Raw genomic sequence first — 15,486 nt, 5'->3', positions numbered from 1 at the left:
ACCTTCGCTGCGAGTTCAGTGGGTGGGGTGGTCGGGGACTTCGTGGCGATCATCGCCTTCGAAGCGGCCCCTCGCGTCGTCTTCCGGGTCGGACGTCGCTGTGGGAATCGAGCCAAAACGTGTACCTCCGCCGCCCCACGACCGGTGCGGCCGTCCCACCTGGAGCGCAAGCTGCGCAGTCACGGGTTCCGGATCGAGCGGTGGGCGCCGGGGGGCGATCTCGATCCCGTTCCACCGGCTGGCTTTGGCGCCGGCGGACTCGATCGAGGATACGCGAGGGTTGGTCGAATGTCACATTCTGATCACGGAGTGGCCGTGATCAGGGATTATTCTCCGACGAAGATGTGACCGGCGACTTCGCTCGGCAGTTCGAGACCGCCATCGACACCGTCGACCTCGACGAGGATGTACGGCCCGGCTGCGCTGAACGACGCACGTGCGCCCGGCATCACGCCGGCGTGCTTGAGCTGGGCGAGCAGCTCGGGATCGAACTGCACGGGCTCGCCGAGGCGGCGCACGACGCCGCGCACCGGCTCGTCGCTGGCGGTGACCGCGTCGAGCACGCGCACCACGCCCTGCATGAACGGATCGGCCGCGGGCAGGCCCAGCTCTTCGAGCCCAGGGATGGGGTTGCCGTACGGCGACTCGCGGGGCCCGCCGAGCAGCTCGATCAGGCGGCGCTCGACCTGCTCGCTCATGACATGCTCCCACCGGCATGCCTCGTCGTGGACGTACTCCCACTCGAGGCCGATCACGTCGGCCAGCAGGCGTTCGGCGAGGCGGTGCTTGCGCATCACGTGCACGGCCTTGCTGCGCCCGTCGGGGGTCAGCTCGAGGTGGCGGTCGCCCGACACGACGACGAGCCCGTCGCGCTCCATGCGGGCGACGGTCTGCGAGACGGTGGGCCCGGAGTGACCGAGTCGCTCGGAGATGCGCGCACGGAGGGGCACGATGTCCTCCTCCTCGAGATCGAGGATGGTGCGGAGGTACATCTCCGTCGTGTCGATGAGATCCGTCACCAGAAGCCCTCCCTGTCGCAGCCCGTCATCCAGCCTAGCGGCCGCCGCCCCCTCGCTAGACTCGTGCGCATGCCCAGCCTCGTCATCCCCAGTGACCTCCTGCCCGCCGACGGTCGGTTCGGCTGCGGTCCGTCCAAGGTCCGCCCCGAGCAGCTGGCGCATCTCGCCGCCGAAGGCCCGCGGCTCCTCGGGACCTCCCACCGGCAGGCGCCCGTGAAGCAGCTCGTGGGCCGGGTGCGCCAGGGCATCTCCGACCTGTTCGGCCTGCCCGACGGGTACGAGGTGGTGCTCGGCAACGGCGGCTCGACCGCGTTCTGGGACGCCGCGGCATCCGGCCTCATCGAGCGGCGCGCGCAGCTCTGCGCCTTCGGCGAGTTCGGCCAGAAGTTCGCCGGCGCCGCCGCGGCGCCATGGCTCGAGGCACCCGACGTGCGCAAGGCCGCGCCGGGCGGCCGATCGAACCCCGAGGCGGTCGAGGGCGTCGACGTGTACGCCTGGCCGCACAACGAGACGTCGACCGGCGTCATGGCCCCGGTGGCCCGGGTCGAGGGCGACGACGGTGCGCTCACCGTGATCGACGCGACGAGCGCGGCGGGTGGCGTCGCCGTCGACCCCACGGATTTCGACGTCTACTACTTCGCGCCGCAGAAGAACTTCGCCTCCGACGGCGGCCTCTGGTTCGCCCTCTTCTCCCCCGCGGCGATCGAGCGCGTCGAGCGCATCGCCGCGGGCGACCGTTATATCCCCGAGTTCCTCTCGCTGAAGAACGCCGTCGACAACTCGCGGCTCGACCAGACACTCAACACCCCCGCGCTCGCGACCCTGCTCCTCCTCGAGAACCAGCTCGAGTGGATGAACGGCTCGGGCGGCCTCGCCTGGGCCGACGCCCGCACCCGCGAGTCTTCGTCGGTGCTCTACGACTGGGCCGAGCGCACCGAGGTGACCACGCCCTTCGTGGCCGACCCCGCCGACCGCTCGCAGGTCGTCGTCACGATCGACTTCGACGAGTCGACGGATGCCGCGCGCATCGCGTCGGTGCTCCGCGAGAACGGCATCGTCGACACCGAGCCCTACCGCAAGCTCGGACGCAACCAGCTGCGCGTCGCCACCTTCACGGCGATCGAGCCCGACGACGTGCGCGCGCTGACGTCGTCGATCGACTACGTGCTCGAGCGACTGGGCTGAGGTCCGGTGCGACTCTGGCTGAACGACTCCGAGCGGCGCCCCGACCCGGCGCCGGCGCGGGCCGACGCACGCAAGGCCGTGCTGGCGGGCACGGTCTCGTGGCTGGTCGCCCTCGTCGTCACCCTGGTGTTCCGGGCCCAGCTCGAGGCGGCCGACCTGGGCTGGCTCGTCTGGGCGTGCGCGACCGGCGTCGTTCTGGGGCTCGTGGGGCTGGTGGTCGTGCAGGTGATCCGTCGGCGGATCGCCCGTCAGGAGACCGGCTCGGCCGGCTGACCGTCGCCGCCCTCGGTCGACTCGTCGTCGCCCGGGTTCGCGTCGTCGCCCTCGGTCGGCTCGTCGCCCGATTCGTCGAGGGCGTCGATGTCGATGCCGTCGAACTCGTCGTCGCCGTCGTCGTGCCCGAACGCGGCGTCGAGTTCCGCATCGTCGTCATCGTCGAGATCCGAGTCGTCGTCCTCGTCGAGATCCGAGTCGTCGTCCTCGTCGTCGTCCTCATCGAAGTCGTCGTCGTGCTCGTCGTCGCCGTCGTCGTGCTCGTCATCGTCGTGCTCGTCGTCCGAGCCGGCGGCCTCCGCGGCGGCGGCCGCAGCCGCCTGCTGTGCCGCGCGGTAGTCGGCGAGCCGCTCGGACCACGGGATCCACTCGGGCGCCAGCAGCGCGGTGTCGCCGGGCATCAGCTCGGTCTCGAGCACCGTCGGCTCGCCGTCGTCGACCCGGGCGATCGTGACACTCCACCGCCAGCCCGGGTACCCCGCGAGGTCGGCGGCGAACAGCATGGTGAGCACGTGCTCGCCCTCGGCGACGTGCCCGATGACGGATCCGACGGTCTCGGGCGGGGTCACCTCGAGCAGCGCACGACGGGCGAGGTCGACGGCGTCGAGGAGGATCGCGTCGGGCTCGAACACCGGCACCGCGGCATCCGCAGCCTCGTCGATGGTCTCCGCCGCGGCATCCGCAGGCTCGTCGACGGTCACCGCCGCGGCATCCGCCGGCTCATCGGTCGACACGGGCGCGGCATCCGCCGGCTGGTCGATCGGGGTGGCGTCGACCTCGTCGACGGGACCCGGCTGCTCAGGCATCGAGATCGTCTGCGACCTTGCGCAGCACCGCCGCGACCGTGCGCGACTTCGACTTGTCGGGGTAGCGGCCACGCCGGAGGTCTGCGCCGATGCCGTCGAGCACCTTCACGACGTCCTCCACGATGATGGCCATGTCGTCGGCGGGCTTGCGATTGATCTTCGCGAGGCTGACCGGCGCCTCGAGTACCCGCACCGAGAGCGCCTGCGCCCCGCGCTTGCCCTGAGCGACGCCGAACTCGAGACGGGTGCCCGCACGCACGGTCGCGCCGGCGGGAAGAGCGGATGCGTGGAGGAAGACCTCCTGGCCGTCATCGGAGCTGATGAAGCCGAACCCCTTCTCCTCGTCGTAGAACTTGACCTTGCCGGTGGGCATCGTGTGAACCTCGCTCGCGTGGGGATGGACGGGCCGAATGGGCTTCCGTCCTCGGTCCAGTCTAGAAGCCCGGGAGCCCTGCGTCCGCCCGCTGCCCTATTCTGGTGAGGTGAGCGACTCAGGCCCCATCACCCAGCACCGTGCCGAGCGCATCCTCGCCTACATGTTCGTCGCCATCGTGGCCATCTCGATCCTCGCGTTCATCGCGGTCATGATCGGCACGGCCAACGGCGCAGGAGCCGACGACGGCTTCAGCCAGGGCGTCTGGCCCCTGGTGCTCACGCTGCCCCTGTTCGGGCTGCCGATCGCCTTCCTCCTGCTCATCGCGCTCCTCATCGTGAACGGCGTGCGACGATCGCGCGCCGGTCGCACCGGATCGAGCTGACCCGCCGCCGTGCTGGAGCTCGCCGCACGTCTCCGCGAGCTGTCGCGAACAGATCTCGCGTCGGCGTTGCAGTCGCGCGAGTTCGACCCCGTCGGCGTGCGCGACCTCTTCGACCTTGCCGAGGTGCTGCTCGCCCCTGACTCGATCGACCATGCGCTGAGCCGGCTCGATCGCCGCCACCTCGCGGTGCTCGCCGCCGCATCGGCCGTCGCGGACGAGCACGGCGACGCCACGGCGGCGTCGGTGCACGACCAGCTGGTCGAGTTCGGCGCATCCGACGAACTGGCGGATGCCGCGCCGGCACTCCTGGCCAGGCTCGGCGCCCTCCTCCTCGTCGTCGAGACCTCCAAGCGCGTCCACGTGCCCACCGCGGTGTCGGCACGCCTGGCCGTGCACACCCCCAGGGACATCCCGACGGCGGCCGACCTCGCGGCACCGGCGCCGCCCGTGCTCGTGAGCGTCGACCAGGTCGACCGCAGCCTGCTCGAGCGCCACGCCGCCGAGGCCGCCTACGCCACCGTCGCGGCGACCGCCGAGCTGCTCGCCGAGCTCGGGCTGCAGCCCGCGCGCGAGCTCGCGAAGGGCGGGCTCGCCCTGCCCGACTCGAAGCGCCTCGCCGAGTCGAGCGGCATCGCCCTCGAGGCGCTGCCCCGCCTCTTCCACCGCGCCGACGAGGCCGGCCTCGTGGTGCGCGACGGCGCGTTCTGGCTCGAGTCCGACCTCGGGGCCGAGTGGACGCAGCAGAGCGCCGCCGCCCGGTGGCGCCGCCTCGCGCAATGCTGGCGCGACCGCGTGCCCGCTCCGCTCCGCGAGCTCGTCGCGCGCCGCAGCGAGCACCTCACGGCGACCGACCTGCGCGACGACGTGCACTGGTTCTACCCGGCCGGTGGCCGCTGGATCGAGGAGGGCCTCGACCGTCTGGTCGGCGACGCCGAGTCGCTCGGCCTCGCCGTCGCGGGCGAACCGGTCGAGACCGGTCGGCTCGTGCTCGCCGGCGACATCGATCGCGCCGCGCGGCTGCTCGCCGCGCACTTCCCCGCACAGGTCGACAAGGTCTACGTGCAGCACGACCTCTCCATCGTGTCGCCCGGTCCGCTCGAGCCCGCGCTCGACGCGAGGCTGAGGGGCTTCGCCGACGTCGAGGGCCGCGACCTCGCATCGACGTATCGCGTGAGCGCGGCATCCGTGAACCGGGGGCTCGCCGCGGGCGAGACGTCGGAGTCGATCCTCGCGTTCCTTCACGGCCTCTCGCTGACCGGCATCCCGCAGCCGCTCGCCTATCTCGTGGGAGAAGCGGCGTCGCGGTTCGGCTCGGTGCGCGTGGCCGCTGCCGACGATGCCGACGCCCCGGCGCGCTCCGCGATCCGCTCCGACGACGAGCAGCTCGTGCGCACGCTCGCGGTCGACCAGTCGCTCTCGTCGATCGGGCTGCGCCAGACGGGCCCGCACCGGCTCCTCTCCCGGTTCACGCCCGACGTCGTGTTCTGGGCGCTTTCCGATGCGAGGTATCCGGTGGCCGCCGAAGACGGGAACGGCGAGATCGTCCGGCTGCGTCGGCATCGCCTCGCCACGGCTCCCCCGCCGCCGCCGAAGACCGATCCGGTCGCCGCGCTGCTCGACCGCGTCCTCGCGACGGGCGACGCCGGCGCCACCGAGCAGGCGTGGCTCGCCCGCCAGCTCGAGGCCGCGGCCCGCGCGAAGGAGACCCTCACCGTCACCGTCCGCATGCCAGGCGGCCAGACCGCCGACTACCTGCTCGCTCCCGCGAGCGTCGCGAACGGACGCCTCCGCGCCCGCGATCGCAAGGCCGACATCGAGCGCACGCTGCCGCTCTCCGCGATCGCCGCGGTCTCCCCGGCGCCCACCAACGTCTGAGGCGCGAGCGACGGATGCCGCGTGGCGGCCGTCGTCCCCCCAAGCGGGCGTAGACTCGAACGCTATGTCAGACGGCCCACTCATCGTGCAGAGCGACCGCACCGTGCTCCTCGAAGTCGCCCATCCGCTCGCGGAGGACGCGCGGCACGACCTCGCGGTCTTCGCCGAGCTCGAGCGCGCGCCCGAGCACGTGCACACCTATCGCATCACCCGTCTCGGGCTGTGGAACGCCCGCGCCGCCGGCCACGGAGCCGAGGACATGCTCGGCACGCTCGAGCGGTACGCCAAGTTCCCCGTGCCGCAGACCGTGGCCGTCGACATGCGCGAGACGGTCGGCCGCTACGGCCGGCTCATCGTCGACCGCACCGACGACGGCGCCCTGCGCCTGTACTCCAGCGACATCGCCGTGCTCACCGAGGTCGCGAACGCCAAGCGCATCGCGCCGCTGCTCACCGAGCGGATCGACGACGAGAGCTTCCTCGTCGCGGCGTGGGCGCGCGGCGCCCTCAAGCAGGAGCTCGTGAAGCTGGGCTGGCCGGCCGAGGACCTCGCCGGGTACACCCCCGGCACGCCGCATCCGATCGAGCTCGACCAGACGAGCTGGCACCTGCGCGACTACCAGCAGAAGGCCGTCGACAACTTCTTCGACGGCGGCTCGGGCGTGGTCGTGCTGCCGTGCGGCGCGGGCAAGACGCTCGTCGGCGCGGGTGCGATGGCCACCGCGAAGACCACCACGCTCATCCTCGTGACGAACACGGTGTCGGCCAGGCAGTGGCGCGACGAGCTGCTGAAGCGCACGAGCCTCACCGCCGACGAGATCGGCGAGTACTCGGGGCAGGTGAAGGAGGTCAAGCCCGTCACCATCGCCACCTACCAGATCCTCACCGCGAAGCGGAAGGGCGAGTACGCCCACCTGGCGCTGCTCGACGCGCTCGACTGGGGCCTCGTCGTCTACGACGAGGTGCACCTGCTGCCGGCGCCGGTCTTCAAGCTCACCGCCGAACTGCAGGCGCGCCGTCGCCTCGGCCTCACCGCGACGCTCGTGCGAGAGGACGGACGCGAGGGCGACGTCTTCTCCCTCATCGGTCCCAAGCGGTTCGACGCGCCGTGGAAGGAGATCGAGGCGCAGGGCTTCATCTCCCCCGCGGCCTGCTACGAGGTGCGCATCGACCTGCCGCAGTCGGAGCGGCTCGCGTACGCGGCATCCGCCGACGACGAGCGGTACCGGCTCGCGGCGACCGCACCCGCGAAGCTCGGCGTGGTGAAGGAGCTCGTGGCGAAGCACGCCGGCGAGCGGATCCTCGTGATCGGCCAGTACCTCGACCAGATCGACGAGCTCGCCGAGACCCTCGGCGCACCCCAGCTCACGGGCGCCACGCCGGTGGACGAGCGCGAGCGGCTCTTCCAGGAGTTCCGTGACGGGCGCACCCCGGTGCTCGTCGTGTCGAAGGTGGCGAACTTCTCGGTCGACCTCCCCGAGGCGACCGTCGCGATCCAGGTGTCGGGCTCGTTCGGCTCGCGCCAGGAGGAGGCCCAGCGCCTCGGCCGCCTGCTGCGGCCGAAGGAGTCGGGACTCTCGGCGAACTTCTACACCCTCGTCGCGCGCGACACCGTCGACCAGGACTTCGCGCAGAACCGGCAGCGGTTCCTCGCCGAGCAGGGCTACAGCTACACGATCCTCGACGCGCACGGGCTCGCGGCGTAACCACTGCACCCGTCGGAACCGCCCTGTCTCCCGCATGCGTGAAAAACCGATTGCAGACTGCAAGCGGAATGGCTACCCTCTCGACATACCGATTGCACTTCGCAATCGGTCTTGCAGGGAGGAGACACCCATGTCCAACGTCGTCTGCGACGTCGCCGTCTCGATGGACGGCTACATGGCCGGACCCGGCCAGACCCGCGACCTGCCCTTCGGGAGGATCGAGCACAACCGCCTCTACGACTGGATGATCGAGGACGGCGCGGAGAATCGGGACGAGTTCGACGCCATGCTCGACGCGGGCGCCTTCATCATGGGGCGCAACATGTTCGGCCCGGACCGGGGCGAGTGGGACCTCGACTGGAGCGGGTGGTGGGGCGACGAGCCGCTCTACCACGCGCCGGTGTTCGTCCTCGCGCACCGGGAACGACCCGACCTCGCCATGGCGGGCGGCACCACGTTCCACTTCGTGACGGCGGGACTGCACTCGGCGCTCGAGCGGGCCACGGCGGCCGCCGGCGACCGCGACGTCGTGATCGTCGGTGGCGCCACGACGGTCAACCAGTTCCTCGCCGCGGGGCTCGTCGACGAGGTTCGCGTGCACGTGTCGCCCACGATCATCGGGGCGGGCCATCGCCTCTTCGACGGGGTGCCGCCGGCGGCGTTCGAGCAGGTCTCGTCACGGGGGACCTCGCTCGTCACGCACCTCGCGTACCGGCCGGTGCGCTGACCCGCGGAGGCGGGCCCGCCCGCCGCGTCAGCGCGTCCGACCGCGTCAGCGCGCCCGCGCGTACCGCAGCAGCAGCAGGTCGCCGGCGGGGATCGCATGCACGAGCCGCATCCGGTGCTCGACCTCGGGCGCCCCGCGCACGATGCGGCCGGCGCCGCCCGCCACGAGGAGCGGACTCAGGCTGAGGCACAGCTCGTCGACGAGATCCGACTCGACCAGCGAGCCGAACAGGTGCGGGCCGCCCTCGCAGAGCACCTGCCCCAGGCCGAGGCGGGCGAAGGCGTCGAGCATCGCCGCGAGGTCGACCGTGTCCTCGCCGCACACCAGCACATCGGCGACCTCGGCGAGCGCGTCACGTCGGTCGTCGGGCGCCGCCTCGCGCGTCACGACGATCGGCCGCTCCACAGCGCGCCCGAACACCGGATGCTCGGGACCGAGGTCGAGACGCGACGAGACCACGGCCAGCCGGGGCTGCGGCGGGAGCCCGCGCGACCGCCGCCACGCGGCATCCGCTTCGCCGACCTGCAGGCCGCCGTACCCCTCGACCCGCACCGTGCCCGCGCCGACCAGCACCACGTCGGCGAGCGTGCGCAGCACCTGCATGGCGAGGCGGTCGTGCTCGTCGCCGAGGCCCCCGCTTCGCCCCTCGAGGGTCACCGCCCCGTCGAGGCTGGTGACGAAGTTCATCCGCACCGCGGGCATTTCGCGGTCGGCGATCGCGTAGGCCTCGAGGAGCTGCTCCCTGGTCGGCGCGGTCATGGCTCCTCGTTCGGGCCGTCGTACATGTTGTGCCTGAGGTGGGTCGGTTCGCGCCATCCCATGACGGCCTCGACCATGCGTGCCGCGTCGACCGATTCGGCCACGTTGTGCATGCGCAGGATGCGGGCGCCCTGGGCGACGCAGAAGACCGCGGCGGCGAGCGAACCCGCGAGTCGCGCGTCGCGCGCGCGGTCGAGCGTCTCGCCGATGAAGTCCTTGTTCGACACCGCGGCGACGAGCGGGAACCCGAGCCGTGTGAGCTCGCCGAACCGTCGGGTGAGCTCGAGGCTGTGGCGCGTGTTCTTGTTCAGGTCGTGCCCCGGGTCGAGCACGATCCGCTCCTCGGGCACCCCGTGCGCGACGGCGAGTGCGGTGCGCTCCTCGAGGAACGCGGCGACCTCGCCCACGACGTCGTCGTACTCGGGCCGCGGGAACCACTGGCGGGGTTCGGCGCGGCTGTGCGTGATGACGAGCGTGGCAGCGGATGTCGCGACCACTTCCGCGATCGCCGGGTCGTGCACGCCCGTGGTGTCGTTGATGACGTCGGCGCCGGCCGCGATGGCCGCGGCGGCGACCTCGGCGTGGAACGTGTCGACGGAGAGCGCGGCCCCCGCGCCCGCGAGCGCCGCCACGACCGGCACCACGCGATCGATCTCCTCGCCCACCGGGATCGCCGGACCCGGGCCGAACTTCGCGCCGCCGATGTCGATCCACGCGGCGCCCTGCGCGATGGCGCGCCGGCCGGCGTCGACGGCCGCGTCGAGGCCGAAGGTCGCGCCGCGGTCGTAGAACGAGTCGGGGGTGCGGTTGACCACGGCCATGACGGCGATGGAACGTCGGAAGTCGACCTCGCGACCCGCGATGCGACGCACCGGATGGGCGAACTCGGGCTCGACCCACCCGAGCGGGCCGCTCACGCGGAGACCCGTGCGGCGCTCGCCCAGCGGGGCCAGGTCATGCCGTCGCCTCGTCGACGAGGCGCTCGAGGGGCACGGCCGGGTCGACGAGCCGGGCGCCGTCGATGCGGGCACGCGAGCGGATGAGCTGCTGCACCTGCTCGTTCACGTCCCAGACGTTGACGTTCATGCCTGCGACGACCCGCTCGTCGGCCAGCCAGAAGGCGATGAACTCGCGCCCCGGCACGTCGCCGCGGAACACCGGCTCGACGCCGGCCATCAGAGGACCGTAGCCCGAGAACTCCATGCCGAGATCGTACTGGTCGGTGTAGAAGTAGGGCGCTTCGTCGAACTCGATGCGCTCGCCCGCCATGGAGCGGCCCGCGGCGGGGCCGTGGTGCTCCGCGGTCGCCCAGTGCTCCGTGCGCAGGTGCCGGCCGAGGAAGGGCTGGTACACGTTCGCGACGTCGCCCACGGCGTAGACGTCGTCGGCGCTCGTGCGGAACGCGGCATCCGTCATGACGCCGTTGTCGACCTCGATGCCGGCCGCCTCCGCGAGGCCGGTGACGGGGGACGCGCCGATGGCGACGATCACCGCATCGGCCCCCAGGACCTCGCCGCCCTCGAGTGCCACGCCGGTCGCGCGACCGTCATCGCCGCCGATCGCCTCGACCCTGGTCGACATGCGGAGGTCGACACCGTGCTCGCGGTGCAGGCGGGCGAAGACCTCACCCGCGGTGCGGCCGATCGCGCCCTCGAGCGGCACGGCGTCGGGCGCGACGACCGTGACGTCGTTGCCGTACCCGCGCGCGGCCGCAGCGACCTCGAGCCCGATCCATCCGCTGCCGATGAGGGCGATGCGACGGCCACCCGGCGAGAGGAGCTCGCGGAGCGCCATCGAGTCGCCCACCGTGCGGAGCGTGTGCACGCCGGCGAGGTCGGCGCCCGCGCCCGGCCACCGGCGCGGCTCCGACCCCGTTGCGAGCAGCAGTCGGTCGTAGCCGAGGTCGCGTCCGTCGTCGAGCCGCACCAGGTGGGCGGCGAGGTCCAGCGCCGTGGCGCGGATGCCGCGGAGCACGTCGACCCGGTGCTCGGCATACCACTCGCCGGGATGCACGTCGAGGTCGTCGCGGGAGCCGCCGCCGTTCAGGAACTCCTTCGAGAGCGGTGGACGGATGTACGGCATCGCGTCCTCAGCCGCGACGAGGCGCACCGGCCCGTCGTAGCCCGCCGCCCGCGCCCCCTCCGCCGCGCGGGCGCCTGCCAGGCCGCCGCCGATGATCAGGATGCCCCGCTCGCCGTTCATGCGGCCCGCCCCGTTCCCCGGGTCGCGCACCGCGACTCGAATGCCTGCCGGAGGCGCGGATCGTCGGTGAGGAGTCCGGAGAACCTGCTCGTCGTGGTCACGCTGCCCACGATACGTGGCCCGCGCAGGGTCATGCAGAGGTGTTCGGCCTCGAGCACGACGCCCACGCCGCGCGGGGCGAGCTCGACGTCGAGCCACTCGGCGATCTGCTCTGTCATCCGCTCCTGCACCTGAAGCGCCCTCGACACGTGCTCGACGATCCGCGCGAGCTTCGAGAGGCCGACGAGGCGGTCCCCCGGCACGTAGCCGACGTGTGCGACGCCGCGGAACGGGAGCAGGTGGTGCTCGCAGAGCGAGTGGAACGGGATGTCGGTCAGGAGCACGAGATCGGCGTATCCCTCGTCGTTCGGGAACGTGGTGACCCGGAAGGGCTCGGGCGTCAGCAGTTCGATGAGCGCGTCGGTCGCGCGCCGCGGCGTGTCGGCGAGGTGCGGGGACCGGAGGTCCTGGCCGAGGGCGGCGAGCAGGTCGGCCATCGCGCGCTGCGCGCGATCGCGGTCGATCGGGGGCGCCTCGTCGCAGGCGACGGCGTGCAGCGGCACGAGGGCGGGCGTTCCGTCGGGGCTCATGCAGCACCTCCAGCGTGTCGTTCGGCGGGGCCGGTGGCCCCTTCCGCGCTTTCCCTCGACGCTAGGTCGGCGGCATTCTTCTGTCAATGCTTCCTGTTTTTAGAGTAGGCTGCCGAGCATGGCATCCCATGGCGGCGGCTCCGACGATGACCGCTGGTCGGCCGCGGCGGTCCTGACCGATCCGCTGCGGCGACGCGTCTACGCTGCCGTTGTCGAGCACGACGAGGCCGTCAGCCGAGACGTCGTCGCCCGTATGCTCGACCTGCCTCGCTCCACCGCCGCGTTCCACCTCGAGCGCCTGGCCGCAGCGGGCCTGCTCGCCGTGGAGTTCCGCCGCCTCAACGGCCGCTCCGGGCCGGGGGCGGGGCGGCCGTCGAAGCTCTACCGGCGCAGCGACCGGGAGTTCGCGCTCGACCTGCCCCGTCGCCTGTACGCCGTCGCCGGCGGTGTCATGGCCGACGCCATCCAGCAGGCGATGACGGGCGCCTCTCCGAAGGCCGCGCTGCACGACGCGGCCGATCGCGCCGGCCGTCGCCTCGCCCTCGGCGCACCGGCGCTCGACGTCGCCCTCGAACGGTCGGGGTTCGAACCGCGCCCCGACGGCGGGGACACCGTGCTCGGCACCTGCCCCTTCCACAAGCTCGCGGCGCAGTATCCCGAGGTCGTCTGCGACCTCAACCACGCCCTGGTCTGCGCCATGGCGCAGGAGGTGGGCGACGATGCCGATCGGGTGCACCTCGATCCGGGCGCGGGCGGATGCTGCCTGCGGATCTCCGCGGCATCCGGAGCATCCAAGTGACTCACAGGCAGATCACAGCGAACGTCAAGAGAATGACCCCATGAGCGATGGACCACGCATTCTCATCGTCGATGACGAGCCCAACATCCGCGATCTCCTCACCACGAGCCTCCGGTTCGCCGGCTTCGCCGTGCGCGCCGTCGGCAACGGCGCGCAGACCATCTCGGCCGTGCTCGAGGAGGAGCCCGACCTGATCATCCTCGACGTCATGCTGCCCGACATGAACGGGTTCGGCGTCACCAAGCGACTCCGCTCGGCGGGCTACACCGCCCCCATCCTGTTCCTCACCGCGAAGGACGACACCGAGGACAAGATCACCGGCCTCACGGTCGGCGGCGACGACTACGTCACCAAGCCGTTCAGCCTCGACGAGATCGTGGCGCGCATCAAGGCGATCCTGCGGCGCACCATGCACGCCGAGGAGGACGCGGTCATCCGCACCGGCGAGCTGACCATGGACCAGGACACCCACGAGGTGCTCGTCGGCGACGTGCCCGTCGAGCTCTCCCCCACCGAGTTCAAGCTGCTCCGCTACCTCATGCTGAACCCGAACCGCGTGCTCTCGAAGGCCCAGATCCTCGACCACGTGTGGGAGTACGACTTCAACGGGGACGCCGGCATCGTCGAGAGCTACATCTCCTACCTCCGCCGCAAGCTCGACCAGCACTCGAACGAGCCGCTGATCCAGACGAAGCGGGGATTCGGGTACATGCTGAAGTCCTCCAAGCCCTGACTCAGGCTTCGCCGCCTAGACTCGGGCAGCCATGCATCAGACGATCAACGAGCGGTGGAACCGCATCTCCCTGCGCACCAAGATCACGGGTGTGACGGTCCTGATGCTGACCCTCGGGCTGCTCGTCTCCGGCATCGGCACGGCCGCCATGCTCCGCTCCTACGTCGAGGAGCAGACGAAGGGCAAGCTCGCGGCCATCGCGTCGGGCGACCTCATGAAGTACTTCACCGACGAGGGCGGCGACGCCGATCCGGGCACCAACCTCGACGACCTCGCGTTCCGGCCCGCCGAAGACGTGTTCGTCGCCGTCTACGACGAGCAGACGGGCAAATGGGCGCACAACTGGGGCGACCGCGACCGCGCCGAGCTGCCGCAGCTGCCCGCCATGCTGACGCCCGCGATGGTCAACGAGAAGAACGCCGGCGGGTACCAGGTGTTCCCATTGCGGGATGCCGACGGCAACTCGACCTTCCGGGCCGTGGCCGCGCTCATGACGGCCGACCAGCACGGCACCTACGCGCCGATCATCATCGCCGTGTCGTCGAAGGCGACCGAGCAGCTGCTCGCCGTCTACCTCACCATCTTCCTGGGCTTCGGGCTCGGCGTCGTGCTCATCGGCGCCCTGCTGACCCGCATGCTCGTGACCTCGACGTTCACGCCGCTGCGCGAGGTGGAGCGCACGGCCGCCGCGATCGCCGACGGCGACTTCAGCCAGCGCCTCGGCGGGGCCACGCCCAACACCGAGGTCGGCCGGCTCAACCGCTCGCTCAACACGATGCTCAACCGCATCGACCGGGCGTTCCGGGATCGCGCGCGCACCATCGAGCAGATGCGCCGCTTCGTCGGCGACGCCTCGCATGAGCTGCGCACGCCCCTCGTGTCGGTGCGCGGCTACGCGGAGCTCTACCGCATGGGCGCCCTGCAGAGCCCCGAAGAGGTCGCGCAGGCCATGGACCGCATCGAGAAGGAGGCCATCCGCATGGGCGGCCTCGTCGAGGACCTCCTGGCCCTGGCCCGGCTCGATGAGGCCAAGCCGCTCGAGCTCGCCGAGGTCGACCTCGTGCCGCTCGCGCGCGATGCCGCGCTCGACGCGATGGCGGCGAACCCCGCCCGCACGGTGACGGTGATCGCGCCCGAGGAGGTCGGCACCACGGATGCCGCGAGCCCGGCGCCCGAGCTCGAGGTGGAGCTCGAGGCGGAGCGACCCGCGACCGGCGCCATCTCCTTCGCCGGCGCGACCCTCGCGCGGCTTCGCGGCCGTCGACCACGCGGCGAGGTGACGCACGCGACAGCCCCGCGACGACCGGGTGGCCCGAAGTCCACCGGCTCCGCATCCGGCGGGTCGCGCCGGCAGTCGGCGCGATCTCGTGCTGCGGCCACGGATGCCGCGTCCGCGACGGTCGCGGAGACCGCCGCCATGGCGTCCGGCGCGGGCCGGGCGACGGCCTCCTCGCCCGGGGAGGCGACGAGTCCCTCCGGCCAGGGCGGCGCCGTGGTGACCGCACCGGTACGGCGCGCGGTGGTGCTCGCCGAGGAGAACAAGATCCGGCAGGTCATCACGAACCTCATGGCCAACGCCATCCGGTTCACGTCCGACGACAGCCCGATCGACATCCGCGTCTCCATCGACGACCCGGCCGAGCGCGCGATGATCGAGGTCATCGACCACGGCGAGGGCATCCCGCCGCAGATCCGGGAGAAGATCTTCCAGCGCTTCTGGCGCGCCGACACGTCGCGCACGCGCGAGACCGGCGGCTCGGGCCTCGGGCTCGCCATCGTCTCGTCCATCGTGGCGGCGCACAACGGCACCGTCGACGTGGTGGAGACGCCCGGCGGCGGCGCGACGTTCCGGGTCTCGCTCCCGCTGGCCGGCTCAGCCGCAGCACCGCAGTCGGTCACCGCCGGCTGACGGGCTCGTGAACGGCGCCGGCTCCGCCCATCCCACGACGCCGACTCGTCCTCACCAATCGTCACGTACGGATGCCGCGTCCCCGGCCGCGCCCGCTCGTCCCCGCC

General features: G+C 71.9%; 16 protein-coding genes. 9 read left to right on the top strand and 7 right to left on the bottom strand.

The window, feature by feature from the left end:
• Positions 1-326: 326 nt before the first annotated feature.
• Entirely contained in the window at positions 327-1,019 is a 693-nt protein-coding gene (locus tag AC1DZA_RS14065; protein ID WP_476773203.1) for an iron-dependent transcriptional repressor DtxR, read from the bottom strand.
• A gap of 69 nt (positions 1,020-1,088) precedes the next feature.
• Here AC1DZA_RS14065 and serC point away from each other — a divergent pair, with 69 nt between their 5' ends.
• Both serC and AC1DZA_RS14055 read left to right on the top strand, forming a co-directional pair.
• Entirely contained in the window at positions 1,089-2,204 is a 1,116-nt protein-coding gene (serC, locus tag AC1DZA_RS14060; protein WP_476773202.1) for a phosphoserine transaminase, read from the top strand.
• Between the two features lie 6 nt (positions 2,205-2,210).
• Positions 2,211-2,477, top strand: a complete 267-nt coding sequence (locus AC1DZA_RS14055; RefSeq protein ID WP_476763745.1) for a DUF2530 domain-containing protein — start codon at positions 2,211-2,213, stop codon at positions 2,475-2,477.
• Here AC1DZA_RS14055 and AC1DZA_RS14050 read toward each other — a convergent pair.
• Together AC1DZA_RS14050 and AC1DZA_RS14045 are read right to left on the bottom strand one after the other, a co-directional pair.
• Positions 2,453-3,283, bottom strand: a complete 831-nt coding sequence (locus AC1DZA_RS14050) for a DUF3027 domain-containing protein (RefSeq protein WP_476773201.1) — start codon at positions 3,281-3,283, stop codon at positions 2,453-2,455. The genes AC1DZA_RS14055 and AC1DZA_RS14050 overlap by 25 nt on opposite strands.
• Positions 3,276-3,656 (bottom strand): cold-shock protein, encoded by a 381-nt coding sequence (locus tag AC1DZA_RS14045; RefSeq protein WP_159603760.1) that lies wholly within the window; start codon positions 3,654-3,656, stop codon positions 3,276-3,278. The genes AC1DZA_RS14050 and AC1DZA_RS14045 overlap by 8 nt, the downstream gene beginning before the upstream one ends.
• 109 nt (positions 3,657-3,765) lie before the next feature.
• On the opposite strand from AC1DZA_RS14045, the gene AC1DZA_RS14040 reads away from it, so the two are divergent.
• The 4 genes from AC1DZA_RS14040 (at position 3,766) to AC1DZA_RS14025 (ending at position 8,348) form a co-directional block, all read left to right on the top strand.
• Positions 3,766-4,041, top strand: a complete 276-nt coding sequence (locus AC1DZA_RS14040; RefSeq protein WP_309977648.1) for a multidrug ABC transporter ATPase — start codon at positions 3,766-3,768, stop codon at positions 4,039-4,041.
• A 9-nt stretch (positions 4,042-4,050) separates the two neighbouring features.
• Positions 4,051-5,916 (top strand): helicase-associated domain-containing protein, encoded by a 1,866-nt coding sequence (locus tag AC1DZA_RS14035; protein ID WP_476773200.1) that lies wholly within the window; start codon positions 4,051-4,053, stop codon positions 5,914-5,916.
• Between the two features lie 64 nt (positions 5,917-5,980).
• Positions 5,981-7,621, top strand: coding sequence for a DNA repair helicase XPB (locus AC1DZA_RS14030; RefSeq protein ID WP_476773199.1), 1,641 nt, complete (start codon positions 5,981-5,983; stop codon positions 7,619-7,621).
• Positions 7,622-7,751: 130 nt separating this feature from the next.
• On the top strand, positions 7,752-8,348 hold the full coding sequence (locus AC1DZA_RS14025; RefSeq protein WP_476773198.1) for a dihydrofolate reductase family protein: 597 nt from the start codon (positions 7,752-7,754) through the stop codon (positions 8,346-8,348).
• Positions 8,349-8,393: 45 nt separating this feature from the next.
• On the opposite strand, the gene AC1DZA_RS14020 is transcribed toward AC1DZA_RS14025, so the two are convergent.
• Genes AC1DZA_RS14020 through folE form a run of 4 tightly spaced genes read right to left on the bottom strand, consistent with a single transcriptional unit; the run spans position 8,394 to position 11,938 of the window.
• Positions 8,394-9,107 (bottom strand): pyrimidine reductase family protein, encoded by a 714-nt coding sequence (locus AC1DZA_RS14020; RefSeq protein ID WP_476773197.1) that lies wholly within the window; start codon positions 9,105-9,107, stop codon positions 8,394-8,396.
• Complete coding sequence (gene folP / locus AC1DZA_RS14015) at positions 9,104-10,024, bottom strand: dihydropteroate synthase (protein WP_476773196.1); 921 nt, start codon at positions 10,022-10,024, stop codon at positions 9,104-9,106. The genes AC1DZA_RS14020 and folP overlap by 4 nt, the downstream gene beginning before the upstream one ends.
• Positions 10,025-10,061: 37 nt before the next feature.
• On the bottom strand, positions 10,062-11,309 hold the full coding sequence (locus tag AC1DZA_RS14010; RefSeq protein ID WP_476773195.1) for an NAD(P)/FAD-dependent oxidoreductase: 1,248 nt from the start codon (positions 11,307-11,309) through the stop codon (positions 10,062-10,064).
• A complete protein-coding gene (gene folE / locus AC1DZA_RS14005; RefSeq protein WP_476773194.1) occupies positions 11,306-11,938 on the bottom strand; it encodes a GTP cyclohydrolase I in 633 nt (210 codons plus the stop codon). Before folE ends, AC1DZA_RS14010 begins: the two co-directional genes overlap by 4 nt.
• Before the next feature lie 118 nt (positions 11,939-12,056).
• On the opposite strand from folE, the gene AC1DZA_RS14000 reads away from it, so the two are divergent.
• From AC1DZA_RS14000 to AC1DZA_RS13990, 3 genes are read left to right on the top strand one after another with little or no spacing between them, the layout of a single operon-like run.
• Positions 12,057-12,737 (top strand): helix-turn-helix transcriptional regulator, encoded by a 681-nt coding sequence (locus tag AC1DZA_RS14000; RefSeq protein ID WP_476773193.1) that lies wholly within the window; start codon positions 12,057-12,059, stop codon positions 12,735-12,737.
• Between the two features lie 40 nt (positions 12,738-12,777).
• The gene (locus AC1DZA_RS13995) at positions 12,778-13,470 is read left to right on the top strand and encodes a response regulator transcription factor (protein WP_056734571.1); all 693 of its coding nucleotides are present in this window, start codon (positions 12,778-12,780) and stop codon (positions 13,468-13,470) included.
• 31 nt (positions 13,471-13,501) lie between these two features.
• Positions 13,502-15,379, top strand: a complete 1,878-nt coding sequence (locus AC1DZA_RS13990) for a sensor histidine kinase (protein ID WP_476773192.1) — start codon at positions 13,502-13,504, stop codon at positions 15,377-15,379.
• Positions 15,380-15,486: the final 107 nt, after the last annotated feature.

This window comes from Agromyces sp. P2_B3, assembly GCF_056404815.1.
The sequence above is the reverse complement of the archived record's forward strand: the minus strand, read 5'-3'. Positions and strand labels throughout refer to the sequence as shown.

Coding starts and splice junctions, on each gene's coding strand:
- serC (WP_476773202.1), top strand. CDS start 1,089: ATGCCCAGCCTCGTCATCCCCAGTGACCTCCTGCCCGCCGACGGTCGG.
- AC1DZA_RS14050 (WP_476773201.1), bottom strand. CDS start 3,283: ATGCCTGAGCAGCCGGGTCCCGTCGACGAGGTCGACGCCACCCCGATC.
- AC1DZA_RS14045 (WP_159603760.1), bottom strand. CDS start 3,656: ATGCCCACCGGCAAGGTCAAGTTCTACGACGAGGAGAAGGGGTTCGGC.
- AC1DZA_RS14030 (WP_476773199.1), top strand. CDS start 5,981: ATGTCAGACGGCCCACTCATCGTGCAGAGCGACCGCACCGTGCTCCTC.
- AC1DZA_RS14025 (WP_476773198.1), top strand. CDS start 7,752: ATGTCCAACGTCGTCTGCGACGTCGCCGTCTCGATGGACGGCTACATG.
- AC1DZA_RS14020 (WP_476773197.1), bottom strand. CDS start 9,107: ATGACCGCGCCGACCAGGGAGCAGCTCCTCGAGGCCTACGCGATCGCC.
- AC1DZA_RS14010 (WP_476773195.1), bottom strand. CDS start 11,309: ATGAACGGCGAGCGGGGCATCCTGATCATCGGCGGCGGCCTGGCAGGC.
- folE (WP_476773194.1), bottom strand. CDS start 11,938: ATGAGCCCCGACGGAACGCCCGCCCTCGTGCCGCTGCACGCCGTCGCC.
- AC1DZA_RS14000 (WP_476773193.1), top strand. CDS start 12,057: ATGGCATCCCATGGCGGCGGCTCCGACGATGACCGCTGGTCGGCCGCG.
- AC1DZA_RS13995 (WP_056734571.1), top strand. CDS start 12,778: ATGAGCGATGGACCACGCATTCTCATCGTCGATGACGAGCCCAACATC.
- AC1DZA_RS13990 (WP_476773192.1), top strand. CDS start 13,502: ATGCATCAGACGATCAACGAGCGGTGGAACCGCATCTCCCTGCGCACC.